13 protein-coding genes and 3 pseudogenes are annotated in these 14039 nt (G+C 37.5%); 1 reads left to right on the top strand and 15 read right to left on the bottom strand.

Annotated elements, in window-relative coordinates; translation table 11 throughout:
- Window positions 1-26: 26 nt before the first annotated feature.
- From OCV43_RS06420 to OCV43_RS06395, 6 genes and pseudogenes are all read right to left on the bottom strand, one after another.
- The gene (locus OCV43_RS06420) at window positions 27-1070 is read right to left on the bottom strand and encodes a HAMP domain-containing sensor histidine kinase (RefSeq protein ID WP_262623666.1); all 1044 of its coding nucleotides are present in this window, start codon (window positions 1068-1070) and stop codon (window positions 27-29) included.
- Window positions 1070-1780, bottom strand: a complete 711-nt coding sequence (locus OCV43_RS06415) for a response regulator transcription factor (RefSeq protein WP_118618991.1) — start codon at window positions 1778-1780, stop codon at window positions 1070-1072. The genes OCV43_RS06420 and OCV43_RS06415 overlap by 1 nt, the downstream gene beginning before the upstream one ends.
- Window positions 1759-3192 (bottom strand): phospholipase D family protein, encoded by a 1434-nt coding sequence (locus OCV43_RS06410; RefSeq protein WP_227709833.1) that lies wholly within the window; start codon window positions 3190-3192, stop codon window positions 1759-1761. The genes OCV43_RS06415 and OCV43_RS06410 overlap by 22 nt, the downstream gene beginning before the upstream one ends.
- Window positions 3193-3390: 198 nt before the next feature.
- Entirely contained in the window at window positions 3391-4950 is a 1560-nt protein-coding gene (gene cls / locus OCV43_RS06405; protein ID WP_118173527.1) for a cardiolipin synthase, read from the bottom strand.
- 35 nt (window positions 4951-4985) lie between these two features.
- Window positions 4986-5666 (bottom strand): GTP pyrophosphokinase, encoded by a 681-nt coding sequence (locus tag OCV43_RS06400; protein WP_117699024.1) that lies wholly within the window; start codon window positions 5664-5666, stop codon window positions 4986-4988.
- Between the two features lie 38 nt (window positions 5667-5704).
- Window positions 5705-6187: pseudogene (locus OCV43_RS06395) on the bottom strand (linear amide C-N hydrolase); the annotation flags it as partial.
- A 335-nt stretch (window positions 6188-6522) separates the two neighbouring features.
- Here OCV43_RS06395 and OCV43_RS06390 point away from each other — a divergent pair.
- On the top strand, window positions 6523-6762 hold the full coding sequence (locus tag OCV43_RS06390; protein ID WP_015515240.1) for a DUF6061 family protein: 240 nt from the start codon (window positions 6523-6525) through the stop codon (window positions 6760-6762).
- A gap of 167 nt (window positions 6763-6929) precedes the next feature.
- On the opposite strand, the gene OCV43_RS06385 is transcribed toward OCV43_RS06390, so the two are convergent.
- The 9 genes and pseudogenes from OCV43_RS06385 to OCV43_RS06345 all read right to left on the bottom strand — a co-directional run bounded on the left by OCV43_RS06385 (window position 6930) and on the right by OCV43_RS06345 (window position 13833).
- Entirely contained in the window at window positions 6930-7622 is a 693-nt protein-coding gene (locus OCV43_RS06385; RefSeq protein WP_005334737.1) for an ABC transporter permease, read from the bottom strand.
- 1 nt (window position 7623) lies between these two features.
- Window positions 7624-8535 carry an ABC transporter ATP-binding protein gene (locus OCV43_RS06380; RefSeq protein ID WP_015515239.1) on the bottom strand — a complete coding sequence of 304 codons (912 nt, stop codon included), beginning with the start codon at window positions 8533-8535 and terminating at the stop codon, window positions 7624-7626.
- A 63-nt stretch (window positions 8536-8598) separates the two neighbouring features.
- Window positions 8599-9531, bottom strand: a complete 933-nt coding sequence (locus OCV43_RS06375) for a sensor histidine kinase (RefSeq protein ID WP_262623665.1) — start codon at window positions 9529-9531, stop codon at window positions 8599-8601.
- Window positions 9532-10317, bottom strand: coding sequence for a response regulator transcription factor (locus tag OCV43_RS06370; protein WP_226851416.1), 786 nt, complete (start codon window positions 10315-10317; stop codon window positions 9532-9534). It lies immediately after the preceding gene.
- A gap of 157 nt (window positions 10318-10474) precedes the next feature.
- Window positions 10475-11185 carry a DUF6040 family protein gene (locus OCV43_RS06365; protein WP_262623735.1) on the bottom strand — a complete coding sequence of 237 codons (711 nt, stop codon included), beginning with the start codon at window positions 11183-11185 and terminating at the stop codon, window positions 10475-10477.
- The gene (locus OCV43_RS06360) at window positions 11163-12884 is read right to left on the bottom strand and encodes a MobA/MobL family protein (protein ID WP_262623664.1); all 1722 of its coding nucleotides are present in this window, start codon (window positions 12882-12884) and stop codon (window positions 11163-11165) included. The genes OCV43_RS06365 and OCV43_RS06360 overlap by 23 nt, the downstream gene beginning before the upstream one ends.
- Window positions 12860-13158 (bottom strand): annotated as a pseudogene (locus tag OCV43_RS06355) (hypothetical protein). The gene OCV43_RS06360 and the pseudogene OCV43_RS06355 overlap by 25 nt, the downstream one beginning before the upstream one ends.
- Window positions 13147-13458, bottom strand: a pseudogene (locus OCV43_RS06350) (relaxasome subunit MobC); the annotation flags it as partial. The pseudogenes OCV43_RS06355 and OCV43_RS06350, both read right to left, overlap by 12 nt.
- A 144-nt stretch (window positions 13459-13602) precedes the next feature.
- A complete protein-coding gene (locus OCV43_RS06345) occupies window positions 13603-13833 on the bottom strand; it encodes a helix-turn-helix domain-containing protein (protein ID WP_003505382.1) in 231 nt (76 codons plus the stop codon).
- Window positions 13834-14039 lie beyond the last annotated feature (206 nt).

Raw genomic sequence — 14039 nt, 5'->3', positions numbered from 1 at the left:
TCCTCCTCTATCTGTTTTTCTTAAACTTATATGGCCCCATCTTTCTGTATTGGAAGCTCTACAACAAATCTGCATCCACCATATTCCCGGTTTTCTGCCTTGATTGTTCCTCCGGCACTATCTACGATCCGTTTCACAAGTGCAAGGCCGAGACCATTTCCTTCTGCTTTGTGAGAACCGTCTGCCTGATAAAATTTATCAAATATTCTGGTTTTCACATCATCCTCTATTCCCGGTCCTTCATCTTCCAGAATAAACATTACAGAATCCTTTTCCTGCTTCAGAAACATCATAATTGTCCCCTTTGCAGGACTGAACTTAATCGCATTATCCAAAAGATTTATCCAGATATGCATAAAAAGTCCTTCATTCCCAGTATATTTAACTTCCTCCAGCTCTACCTGGAAACCAATTTCTTTTTCTGTCCATTTTGTCTCCAGGGAAAGAAATGCCTGACGGATCTGTTCATCCAAACGATATTCTGTTTTTTTCATTGGTATATTCTGATTCTCTAACTTGGATAACAGCAAAATATTACCAACCAATCCGGAAAGTCTTTGGGTGTTAAATAAGATTTTTTCTACATATTCCTCTTGATCCGGAGACAGTTCTTCTCCCTGAAGCAGCATTGTATATCCTTCAATGGCATTAATCGGGGTCTTAAACTCATGAGAAACATTAGATACAAAATCCATCTGCAGCACCTCTGTTGCACGAAGTTCTTTTGTCATAACGTTAAAACTTTGATAAGATTCTCCAACTTCTGCTATACGGCTGTTCGTTTCCAAATGCTGTTCAAAATCTCCCCGAGAAACTTCCTTCATTGCTTTACTAAGCCTGGTAATTGGTTCCAGTAACTTTGCATTAATAAAGGAAGTGATCAGCCCTGCAATCAATGTATTGAAAATCAAAAGCCAGCCAAGCACAGGTATGCTGCCCGGCAGATTAAAAAAATGATTCAAAATAGCAAATAATAAAGCAGATATAACTGTTGAAAATACAAGTGCCAGCCAGATTGCACCAGTCAGACAGGATCGGATCCGCAATCCTTTTTCTTTCTTTTGTTCCATTATTTTTTCACCACCTTGTATCCAATTCCACGCATTGTTACGATTTCAAAATCAGGGTTATCTTTAAAACGCTCTCTGATTCTTCCTATATGTACCTCTATCGTATGTGGGTCTGCCTCCGTCTCGTATCCCCATACTTCATCCATCAACTGTTGTTTTGTAAATGTTCTGCCTGGCGAAGCTGCAAGCTTATATAAAAGCAGGAATTCTTTTTTAGGCAAAACAAGACTTTCCTTATCAGTTGTAACCGTCATTGCATCATAATCAAACTCTGTTGAACCGATCACAATTTTGTGTTCATTCAGTATCTGTGCACGGCGAAGCAGTGCTCCGACTCTTAAAACCATTTCATTCACATTTACCGGTTTTACCATATAATCGTCACTTCCCGAAAGAAATCCCTGGCGCATATCATCAAAGGAACCTTTCGCAGTGATCATAAGAACTGGTATCTGATATCCTGCTGAACGAAGTTCTGACACCAGTTCATAACCATCCATAACCGGCATCATAATATCAGAAATGATCAGATCAATATATTCCTTATCCAATACTTCTAATGCCTGTGCTCCATCCGATGCACTTTTGACTTGATATCCATTCTTCTCAAGCACTTTTTGGAATAGCTGGCTTAATTCTTTATCATCTTCTACAATCAATATTTGGAACATGTTTTCCTTCCTCCTTATTAAAACAGATACCTTGCCCATCCAAGCAGATGCTGTACCAAAAATATTTTTCTCTGACGCTTCTTTGTCAATTCAATTGGCTCTACATGATACGGATCACGATAGGTTCCATCTTCCAATACCTGTCGGGACACTCTTTCATATTCCACCATGCTCTCTTCCAACTGTTTATTAATATCTTTACTGCGAATTACAAGCATCAGTTCCGTATCCAGATATGCACTTCTCATGTCCATATTAAAGGAACCGATTACAGACAGATCATCGTCAATCAGAATACTTTTTCCGTGGTATGAATAACCGCCTTCATATTCCCAGATATTAATTCCTGTACTTAAGATTCTATTTCTGTTTTTCGCATAATCGGCAGCCCCAAATGGATTCCCATTATTCGCAACTGAATTTGTCATGATAGAAAAATCTGAAACGTTCTCTGCAATCTCCTCCCATGTATTATACATCATATCATTACAGATAATGTATGGCGTGTGGATCTTCACACGATTTTTTGCATTTTTCATCAATTCTCCCAATTGATACCACACTACTGGTTCTTTGGAACCTGTGTGAATAGGATTTGACACTAATGCAATCTTTTCTGTCTCAAAAGTTTCGTCCGTGTAATCGGTATCGCAGATTCTTTCCTTATTCTCTTCAAAATATTTCTGATAGCCGTTCTGCAGCTCTAAAACTGCGTTCTTTACAGATTTTCTATTTGCCAGTTTTTTATTGTCATGAAAATAACCACTGTCTTCTTGTTCCCATATCGTTTCAAAATACTCTAACAACTGGTTAACTGAATTTTCTTTCTCAGGTTCATCGCAAACCACTAACACGTCTCTATCATAGTTCTTATGTCCCGGAAAATCACCCAGGAAATAATTGTATGTATTTCTTCCGCCAAGAATATATGTCTTACCATCTGCAATCAAATATTTATCATGCATTCTACCCATCATTTTCCATGGTTTCAACGGGTTGGCTTTATTATACAGTTTAATTTCAACATTCTCATGAGAAGATAATCCATAGAAATACGGATTCCCTTCCATATCAATCCAGCTCTCCATTCCATCTACTAACAGACGAATATGCACACCTCTGTCTGCCGCATCATGCAGTGCTCCTAAGATTAATTTTCCACTTTCATCGGATTTAAATGCAAAAGTAGAAAGAATAATTTCCTCTTTTGCATTCTGGATCAAACGCACTCTTTGTAAAAGCGCTTCTGGATTCTTTTCTATGATCACTGCACGTTCTGTATTTTCACTGCATTCGTTCCACGAACCATTTTTTGTTTCTTTTTTGGTTGTATTGGACACTTCCGGCTGCTTTTTATATGCAATGCAGATTCCGATCAATTCATAAAAAGCCACACATAAAAAAATTGCCAGTATAACAAGAAGGATTTTACATATTTTATGCTTTTTCATTGTACATCACCTGATTCCTTTTTATTTCATACTTATACAATACAAAGTCAATCTCAATTTAACCTCAACAAGGTTTGTTTTTTTCATCCATGCAAAATTTTCTTTGTACAACAGACTGTTAGATATAGCAAAAACGGCCTTTCAAAAACAGTTAACTTCTAAATCAACTGTTTTTTGAAAGGTCGTTTCATCAGATTCTTATAGCAATCCAGCAAATAATCTCATAAATAATTGTCCCAGTCGCAAATATGCACTTCGTCCGGTTTGATATTGGTCTGTCACATCACGACATTCTCCCATCGTTCTTATCAGATCATTTTTTATTTCCACAACTGCCTGACAATCTACCATAAAACAGCCGTTTTCAAAATGGTGATATAAACTTCGATAATCCAGATTAATTGTTCCACAAGTTGCCATACAGTCATCTGCCACACTCATTTTTGCATGACAGAAACCAGGAGTCCACTCATAAACACGAACACCATGTTTAACTAATCCATGATAAAAAGAACGAGTTATATTATAAATGAATTTTTTATCAGGGATACCAGGTGTGATAATTCTTACGTCTACCCCTCGCTTAGCAGCCAGACATAACGCATGCGTCATTTCATCTGTTATGATTAGATATGGAGTCATAAACCAACAATATTTTTCAGCTTTATTTATCATACTGATATAAACTTCTTCTCCTACTTGCTCATTATCCATAGGGCTGTCTGCATAAGGTTGAACAAACCCAGTTTGCTGTGCCGCATAATCATATTGGAAAAGGTATTTACTAAAATCAGAATCATTAGCATCCTTATCACTTACTGCATTCCACATTTCCAAAAATGTCACCGTAAGCGACTGAACAGCATCTCCTTCTAAACGAATACCTGTATCTTTCCACTGTCCATACGGGTGTGTGTAATTAAAATATTCGTTTGCTAGATTATATCCACCTGTAAATCCGACTTTTCCATCAATAACTGTTATTTTTCTATGATCACGATTGTTCAAAAACAGATTTAAACCTGGCATAAACGGATTGAATACACGGCAATGAATTCCTATTGCCTCCATCTTTTTCACAAAATCTGTGTTAATAAAGCCTATAGAACCCATATCATCGTAGAATACTCTAACTTCCACACCTGCTTTTACTCGCTCTTCCAGAACATCTTGAATCTTATGCCATGCTTCAGCGTCTTCTATCGCATGATATTCCATAAAGATAAACTTCTGTGCTTTCTCCAAATCCTTAAGCTGTGCCTCTAATCCTTTCACTGCTTCATCAAAATACACAATATCCGTATTCTGATAGATTGGATACTGCGAATTTCTTTGTATGTAACTTGCTATATTTCCTGCTTTCGGAATTGTTTCTTTTATTCTGCTCAAACACTCCTGACTGTCCGGAAGCATTGGTAACAATTTGCTATCAATTTCTGCATATCGCTCACGCATTTTATGTGTGCCACCATTCAAACCAATCAACAAATACAGGCCTACACCCATAACTGGGAAAATTAGAATTAAGATGACCCAAGGCATTTTCATAGAGGATGTCTTATTTGATGCGTACAATCCCAAAACCAAGATCCCACTCAAAATCCTTGTAAATAAATTTATGATTTCTGCATATTCATTCAAGCGTGTTACGATAGTAATAATAAAAATCACTTCCAGAAGAATGCAGATTATGGAAAAACACAGCCGTTTTACCCCATTTTTTGTTTTTGCTTTGCCCTCTAAAGTATCTTGTTTCATATATATTCCTCCTTCCTACTTGCTCAGTTTTCTCCCTAAATTTCGTGGAACATACCAATTTTGTCTTTTATTCTCTGCATTTCATTATCTGCTTCAATGATAGCTCTTGCAGAATGAAGTAATTCTTCACTTATCTCATCATAGCCAGGCATTTCTTCAATTCCTTTTTTATAGCGAAGTTGATGTTCCAATGTTGCCCAGAAATCCATACCATTGGTTCGAATCTGTAATTCTACACGCATAGGTGTTTTACCCTTAGCAAAAAATACTGGTATTTCAACAATCATATGATAGCTTCGATAACCATTCGATTTTGGATTTTTTATATAATCTTTTATTTCAATAACTTTAATATCATCCTGTTGGGTAATCAAATCTGATATCATATAAATATCGTCAATAAACGCACAAACTATTCGAACGCCTGCTACATCATTGAGATATGTCTGTATATTTTCTGTTGTAAATTCATATCCCATCTTCTGCAGTTTATCGTAAATACTATTGGGCTTCTTAATTCTTGTTTTTATAAAAGAAATAGGATTTCGATTGTTCTCAACTGAAAATTCATCATCCAAAACCTCAAGTTTAGTTTGTATCTCCCGAATAGCACAACGATACATCATCATTAAATTATAAAATTTTGTAGCATTATTTAAAAACTGTAGTGATTCCGGACTGGCCATCCTAAGTTTTTTTACTTCATCTTTTGTCATGGAACCTTCCTTTCTACCTCATCCCTGATTTCAAAACATTATTTATTTTGATAGTTGATTCGTTCTCCTTGAATTACTGGATAACAAATCATTTTATCACTATCCAGATTTTCTACATGCATATCTACTGCACTGATCTGATGGTTTTCATAAGTATTATAATAATAAATACCTTTTGTAACATTACAACACGACGTATACAATGTGATTTCATATTTTCCATCCGCTACTTCGCAACATCCTCTTTGCTGATCCACAGATCCGAGAATGTGGAAGAATTGGCTAACGCTTTCTTCCTCTGATTCACCTGAAATTGCATTTACCTTTGTAAAAGCTACACGTACAAAGCGTGAGGAAGATGAGAGATCTCCCGGAAGACCTAATCCTCCCATACCTCTACTATATGCATCAAGAGCCAAATTTTCGCAGAAAGTATTTCTGGGCTGTTTAGGAGATAAATACATATCATTATTTAGTTGAAACATCTGCTGTGGAAATGGCGGATTATTCTTAAGCACTCCTGATATGTAAATTTGTTATTAAATTGCGCGTGAATCAGACAAACTTGAATTGAGATTTCATGTATTCCAAGGGATTTAATAATTGTTATATTTTATTATCAAATATCTCTCAAGCCTTTGAAAACACTAAGTTTGGCGCAGGTGAGCTTTCCCTTATTGTTTCCCTTGTGTTATATCGTCCCACCAGTGTTTACGAACTCTGATAAGGGCAAATACAAGGGCAAAAAAACTGATAACACATTATAGCACAAAATGAAAATGACATGGTGAACTGATTGAAACGCTTCTGATTTTTGTAAAAAATGATTGATTGAATGATAAGGAGATTTGATACAATGAGAACAATATTTGCAGAATACAATCCACAACGTAATAGTGTTGATGTTTATACCTCTGCGAGCTATATGCTCCGCATTGACTGTTGGGAAGCAGAAAAGAATTTAAAAACTACGCCTGGCTCAGATTGTGCATTAAATGCACTTGCAATTGATGAACCGCTTGAATATGTACGATTATATCTGGATGGGAATATGCAGATGTGGGTAGATGCGGAAGATTCATTGGAAATCTTTTAAAATAATCCAAACTTACGTCAGCTACCACATACATGTAAGTTGTCATCTGTTTGTGTAATCACTAAAAACATTGACTTTAAAAATCAAAGCCGCCGTTATATAAATACATGAAATTGAATCTGCTTTGCGACGGCTTTTTCTTTTACCATTTGTAAAAATAGAAATAATCAATATAGTTCAGGCACTTTTCTTTTAAAGATAAGTAGTGTAGCAATGACGGTAACAATAGCAACTAAGATAACTTGCATTATGGACTCCTGATTGGTTGTGTTTTTGGTGATAATAACTTGCCGTAACACAATAACAATCAAAGAAGTAACGATTGTTGCAGGAACAGATTTTCTGATCATGCCAATAATAAATGACCACAGAGACAGCACCATACATATAATCACAGTGGTTATTGCCATTGGTATCCATGTTCGGAGCATTGATGGTTGAAATGTTCCCTCCAGCATATTAAAGGATTTATCCGCAAATATAATATAACTGCTACAACAGATATATCCAATCGTCATTGAAATCGCTGTATAAACCATGATTATAGTTAATTTGCTGGCAATCAATTTTATTCTGTTTAAAGGATAAGAAAACATAATCGTAATTGTTCGATGATTATATTCTCCAATAACCAGCTTTGCCGTTAAGACCGACGAGTACACAAGAAAAATGAATGACATCAATAAGCCAATGACAAGGTATGTGCTTTCAAATGTGTCTTTGACCTGTTTGGGGTCTGTCATGCTATCCCATAAAGATATTGTAATGAAAAGGATGCTGAAAAGAATTGCGGCAAACATAAAGATAATATTTTGTGCAATACCAAATTTTTTCAGTTCCAGTTTGATCAAATGTGTCATCTCATTTTTCCTCCTCTGTAAGCTGGAAAAAGAAATCTTCCAGTGTGTCTTGCTTGCGTCCCATGCTCTCCAAACCAATCCCGTTCTCAATGATGGCTTTTGACAGAGCTTTACCTGAAATATCAGAATCATAAATGTGGATAAATTCTTTATCTAATACACTAAAATTCGTGATTCTCATGTTTTCAAGCAGTGCAGCAACACGAGTCACATCGTCAACCTGCAAGCTGATATAATCTGTTTGATGCTTATGGATTTCTTCGATAGGTAATTCTGTTAAGAGTTTTCCGTGTTGAATAATTCCAATCGTATCAGCAAGAAGATCCACTTCGGATAGAATGTGGCTGGATATAAAAATAGTTGTTCCATCTTCTTGATTTAGCCGTTGAAAAAGGGTTCGCATTTCACGAATACCCTCAGGGTCTAAAGCATTGATCGGTTCGTCTAAAATCAAAAATTCTGGCTTTGCCAGAATAGCTCTTGCAATAGCAAGTCGTTGTTTCATACCCAACGAGTAATGACAAACTTGTTTTTTCTCGACATTCTGCAAGTCCACCAAATGCAAAACCTCATCGATTCGTTCCTTGTTGGGAAATCCCATATACTCACAGTGAAGCTCTAAGTTTTGTCTGGCAGTCATTTTATCGTAAAAGTATGGATTCTCAATAATAGAACCAACCTTTTTGAATATTTCATAACTGTGACTGGTAACTTTTTCGCCTAAAAGCTGAACCTCTCCAGCATCTGGCTGGATAAGACTCAAAATCATTTTCATAACCGTGCTTTTTCCTGCGCCGTTTGGACCAACAAAGCCATATATTGCCCCTTTAGATATATGCATATTTACATCGTCTACAACAATATTATCTTTGTAGGCTTTTCGCAAACCTACGGTTTCCATAATATAATCCATTTTGTGTGCCTCCTTTATAGCTGCCATTATACAAAATGGACTTCTCTTTTCTCTGTCATAAATCTAACGATTTTCTAACTTTTTCAAGATGATTGAGAAAATAGTTTGCTCATTTTGTACACTATAAACTTCTAAGTCTGCCCTAATTTGTTCAGCAAGACATTTTGAAATTGAAAGCCCCAAACCACTGCCGGAAGTTTTTCGGGCTGTTGTATAATTCCTTTCAAAGATCTGTTTTTGCTGCTGTGGTGATATCCCATCTCCTCGATCTTCTATTTCAATAATGTTTTTTCCATTTGATGTGGTGAGCCTTAAAGAAATATACTTACCATCACCACCATGTCGGATGGCATTGTCTATCAGATTTTTTAAAATGCGTTGTAACGCCTCGTTATCTGTATAGGCAAAAATCGGTGTATCCGGTATCTGAATATTGACTTCAAATTGTTTCTGTTCAAGAAGGTCATAGTAGTCCAAAATTGTATCTTGGCAAATCCTTGATATATTTTCCTTTTTCATTTTAATAGAAAAATCTCCAGAAGTTATTTTAGACATTGTAAAATAGTCGTTAATTGTTGAGATTAAATCATCAGCCTTTTGGTCTATTTTAACAGCCATAGCATGAACATTTTCAGATGCAGAGTAAGTGTTTGTTATATTGGAAAGCATTTCACTATTTCCTTTTAGAACAGTGAGTGGAGTTCGGATGTCGTGAGAGATGTTTGTAAGGACTTTCGCCATTGCCTGTTTACTCTGCTCAAATTGTGACTTTTTTATATAAAAATCCTGAAGCAGCTTATTAAGTGCAGCGCTTAATTTCTTGATACTATCATTATCTGTAGGTATAAGTACAAAGCCATTTTCAGAAATGACAGAAATAGTATCAAGCCTACTTGTAATATAATCAATTTCTCGTACTAATTTTTTATGCTGTATCTGTTGCCAGATCAATATAAAAACCATAACAAATGAAAGAACCACAAATAAAATCATCATCTATTTCTCCTCCATCTTATATCCAATGCCCCATAAAGTTTTAACATAGGCTGTACTGTCTTCTGCATTGCTCTTCAATTTCAAGCGAAGACGATTGATGTGTGTATTCAACACATTTTCATTTCCAAAATATGGTTCTTTCCAAATCAGTTCATATAGCCTTTCCTTTGAATAAGCCTGCCCCGGATGGCTTGCTAAAATGTATAAAATTTGAAATTCAATTGGCGTTAAATCTATGGTTACTCCTTTGCGCTGAACCATGTGACTATGAGGGTCGATTTCTATATCTTTAATTTTGATAATTGAATTATTCGGTAACGCCTGGTAGGTTCTTGCTCGTCTGATGTTAGCCTTTATTCTAGCAGTAAGCTCAATGAGTGAAAAAGGTTTTACCACATAATCATCAGCACCCAAATTCAATCCTAATGATTTGTCTATATCATTGTCTTTAGCAGTAATAATAATAATTGGTATCTTGCTGACTTTACGAATTATCTTAATAATCTCCATCCCGCTTATATCCGGTAACATAAGATCAATAAGCGCAAGCGCATATTCATCATAGCTTGTAATTTTCTGGATAGCTGACATACCATCATTAAAAGCTGTCACTTCAAATTCTCCTGATAAATAATCGTTTATCATTCCTCTTATTTCTTTATCATCTTCAATCAATATTATCTTGTTTTCTATCATGATTACTCCTTGATTTTTTATTCTTCCGTCAATAGGTTTTTCTGCATCTTTTTTTCTCAACCAAATGGTTGTCTTTTTTACTTCTACCAAAACATTATAGTTCCCTTGCTCGGACAAAACAAGTTATCCACTTTCATTCATTCACAGAATCTGTATATCGACATAATCAGTCTTTTTATCTTGCATCATGAAATGACCAATTATGCCGATTTATTGTTTAACAGTTTTAGGCATGGTATAGTATGTTTTAGTAATATCCCCTTGTTTCCCGCCAGCCTTTCACATACCATCTTATCACGACATATATTACCTGTACCAATAACAATAGAAACAGTAGATTGACTGGTAATATTGTCCTTATCCAATCTGCGAAATAGATTGCTATTGCCATACTTACTAGTATCACCATTATGGTAATCATATCCCAACAGTATTTCTTATATAGCCCTGCAATCTTTATTTCGATGAATGCCAAAAGTATTCCCACACCCACCAGACATCCACCGCAAATCAATATTCTTATCAGCCAGTTTATAATTCCAGCAACGACAGGATTGGATATTCCATCACTAATCTGTGCCACGTTCTTTCCTGCCAGTACAACCCAGCCAGCAATGGTCTGTGTGAAAGTTGCGATTGTATCAAAGAATACCACGCAATCAGAAATAAATATTTTTGACCGTATCATCTGAAAAAGAGTAGTTGATACGGAATACCATATCAGCAGAAACATCAATGCTTCATACATGGCTGTTTTTGTTTTATATCTGCCTGCCAGTTTTTCCCTCTGCATATCATACTTTTCCTTAGCTTTCAGATAAGCTGTCTGTTTACAATTCCCGCACTTTTGATAGAGTACCGGCTTTTCAACCGGTATCTCTACTTTTTTCTGATGGGAGAGTGCATAATCCCGTTCCTGTTCTGCCTGTCTCTGCTTATCTCGACATTCCTCTATCATGGCTTGGACGGTGTGTGTTTTCTCTTTCTCGCTCTGCAACAATTCTTTTGTTTTCCTCAAGTCGTTCTTTAAGGCTTGAATGTTCTCTGTTTTGTTCTCGCTGTTTAACTTCTCGTTCAAGGTCAGCGATTCGTCGAGCTGCACTTTCAGTTCCCTGATAGTCCGGTCTTTCTGGTCGAGTTCTTCCTGCATCTGCTCTGTCAGCAGAAGCAACTCTTCCAGTTGATCGTCGCTCTTTGAGTTTCTTAATTCGTTCATCAATCAACCTTCCTTTCTCTAATTGCTGTTCAAGTTCAGTAATTCGCTGTTCTGTTTCTGCAATAGCCGGTTCTCGCTGTTTAATTTCTGTGCCAATTCCTGCCATTGCTGATTTTCGTCTGTGAGTTTCTGTATCTGGTCTGTCTTTTCTTCCAGAAGCATCAACAGTTCTTCTGTATCCGGTAAGATTTGTAGCAGCTCTGACAATTCTTTCTCTAATTGCTGCAATCGTTCTTCCTGCTCCTGAAAGCACATCAGCTTCTCGTCCTTTTCCTGTATCTCCTGAAGCATCTCTGCCATGATATTCTGCTGTTCCTCTATCTGTGTAATCATTGCTTCCATCATGGGAATTACTTCTTTGCTTTCTTCTAATGTCATTCAACCACTCCCTCCACATCGACAATGCACCGGATACCTTACCAAAGGTTGCAATTACCTTTTGCAGCAGTGCATTTTGTTTTTTTATCATCTGGTTTTCCTCGACCTTCCATGAACCTTTCCTTATCTGCCCGGTGAGATATTTTTCCTCAATCTTCCTTGCATCTGCACCCTCATGAATCGTAGGGACTTTCAATTTGCCCTGTCTTTCATAAGAGCGGTGGTCAATCAGATTGTCTATGGATAAATGCCGGTTACACATCTTTGCCCATTCGCTTCGCCATAACTCACAATTCTTTGGATTGTTCCAGCCGGTAGCGTCAGTCAGAACCCTTTTCCATTGTTTTCTGTTTCTTGCCCCGACTTTCTGTACTCCGTTTTCATCAAGTACCGGAATACGGATTCCATGACGGTCTGGATTTTTCTTATCCTGCCACCAGTCCGGGTGGGATTCATCAACCACGATATTTCCGTCAGTATCTCTGACAAAATCCCAGTCCTTGACTTCCTTGCTGCCCCATGAGTGGTCTGGATTGAATGGTCGCATGGTTACAAGTAAATGCACATGTGGGTTCCCGTCGCCCTTATCGTGTATGCTCCAGTCGGCACACATTCCCTCGTCCACGAAAGTCTTTTGAATATATTCGGTTGTATAATCAATCTGTTCCTGTCTGCTCCATTCTTTCGGCAGGGAAAATTCAAATGAGCGTCCAAGCTGTGCATCTGCATTTTTTTCTATCTTCAATACCTCATTCCATAACCGCTGTTTCTGAAATGTGATTTTAAACTTTTCCAGTGCGGCTTCCTTATCGCCTGCCCTTTTATAACGGATAGACTGTTGAAACCTTTTTATATTTTCTTCCGATACCTGCAGCCATTCCAGAGGTGCATTTTCGCACATCATCAGACTGGTGTAGACGACTTCCTTTTTGGAAGTGTAGTAGCTGATCCTGCCTGTTTCCTCATTTTTCATTACATCTCCGTTAAGATATGCAGATGCGGATATGACAGATTTTCCTTTACTGCGTCCGACAATCTTTACTGTAAAGTGAAATATCGCCATGATACGATTCCCCCTTTCTGCCGTATCCGGCATTGATTTCCGACAGCATCTTCTTCTGGTTTGGCAGGAGTGAAGCTGTCGAAACGCCCTCTGCGCAAGAGTGCCCTCTGCGCAAGAGTGCCTCCTGCGGCATGAGCAGGTCTGGCTGAAAGCCCCGCCGACGGAACGAGCCCGGCAAGCGTAAGCGCAGACCGGTTGCCACTTGTGGCAAACTTATAAGGACGACCTCTGGTTGTCCATAAGTGCGCCCTTCATTCAAANACACTTCCTCCATGTCTGTAACTAATTCTTTCTGCATCGCTTTTGAGAAAAACTTCCCGTTTGTTTCCTGCCTTTTTAAGAAGCCTATCAACTTTGGTAAATCTTCCTCCTCAATCGGACAGCCAAGAACCGATTCCACCGCTCCTCCAATCTGACAGAGCCTGTGGGTTCGTTTTTTACTTTCTTCCGCTTTCTTTCTCTTTTCCAGTTCCTTCCGCTGTGCTATGAGCTTTTTTGTAGCTTCAATGCTTTCCTGTTCCTTTTTCTCTAATGCACGTATTCTTTCTTCATAAGTCTTTGTTGATTTCGCCATATCGTCTTCATCCTTTCTTTTTCCGATAAACAACAGTTCCCGGTTGCATATCAGGAGAAGCACATGGTATAATCCTCTTGCGTGTAGGTATATCATGGCTTCGGTCTGATAGAACCTTTGGCGGTTTCGTAGGAAGCCGCCTTTTTAAGTTGCCACATTTCTTGTGACAGCTTTTACATTTCCTTTATCCCTCAGATCTCGCCCCTCGTTGGCTTCCATGAACTTTTCCAGAATGTCAGTTTTAATAAGGACTTTTCTTCCGACTTTTAATACCGGAAGCTTCTTCCATTCAACCAGCTTTCTCAAAGTATTTCTGCCAATTCCTGTATAGTCGGCTGCTTCCTCGATGGATAATGCAATCTTTCTTTCCGTCATCTTGTCACCTCCCGTTAAATTGCATTATGCAATTTTTGTTGTGCTGTTAGTATAGCGGTTTTATATTGCGTTGTCAAGCGTTATGAAATTTTAAAAATAATCATTAAATTGCATATTGCAATTATGTGAGGTACATGCTATAATTCATACATACCGAAAAAGGAGGCAATCAGCATGAAAGATAAAGAACTACGCAAGCTGATAGG

The organism is Roseburia amylophila (assembly GCF_025567465.1).
Taxonomy (GTDB): domain Bacteria; phylum Bacillota; class Clostridia; order Lachnospirales; family Lachnospiraceae; genus Roseburia_C; species Roseburia_C amylophila.
The sequence above is the reverse complement of the archived record's forward strand: the minus strand, read 5'-3'. Positions and strand labels throughout refer to the sequence as shown.

Excerpts from the sequence above, each read along its gene's own strand:
- OCV43_RS06420 (WP_262623666.1), bottom strand. The coding sequence starts at position 1,070 with ATGGAACAAAAGAAAGAAAAAGGATTGCGGATCCGATCCTGTCTGACT.
- OCV43_RS06410 (WP_227709833.1), bottom strand. The coding sequence starts at position 3,192 with ATGAAAAAGCATAAAATATGTAAAATCCTTCTTGTTATACTGGCAATT.
- OCV43_RS06380 (WP_015515239.1), bottom strand. The coding sequence starts at position 8,535 with ATGGATTATATTATGGAAACCGTAGGTTTGCGAAAAGCCTACAAAGAT.
- OCV43_RS06400 (WP_117699024.1), bottom strand. The coding sequence starts at position 5,666 with ATGACAAAAGATGAAGTAAAAAAACTTAGGATGGCCAGTCCGGAATCA.
- OCV43_RS06375 (WP_262623665.1), bottom strand. The coding sequence starts at position 9,531 with ATGATGATTTTATTTGTGGTTCTTTCATTTGTTATGGTTTTTATATTG.
- OCV43_RS06365 (WP_262623735.1), bottom strand. The coding sequence starts at position 11,185 with ATGATAGAGGAATGTCGAGATAAGCAGAGACAGGCAGAACAGGAACGG.
- OCV43_RS06415 (WP_118618991.1), bottom strand. The coding sequence starts at position 1,780 with ATGGGCAAGGTATCTGTTTTAATAAGGAGGAAGGAAAACATGTTCCAA.
- OCV43_RS06385 (WP_005334737.1), bottom strand. The coding sequence starts at position 7,622 with ATGACACATTTGATCAAACTGGAACTGAAAAAATTTGGTATTGCACAA.
- OCV43_RS06345 (WP_003505382.1), bottom strand. The coding sequence starts at position 13,833 with ATGACGGAAAGAAAGATTGCATTATCCATCGAGGAAGCAGCCGACTAT.
- cls (WP_118173527.1), bottom strand. The coding sequence starts at position 4,950 with ATGAAACAAGATACTTTAGAGGGCAAAGCAAAAACAAAAAATGGGGTA.
- OCV43_RS06390 (WP_015515240.1), top strand. The coding sequence starts at position 6,523 with ATGAGAACAATATTTGCAGAATACAATCCACAACGTAATAGTGTTGAT.
- OCV43_RS06360 (WP_262623664.1), bottom strand. The coding sequence starts at position 12,884 with ATGGCGATATTTCACTTTACAGTAAAGATTGTCGGACGCAGTAAAGGA.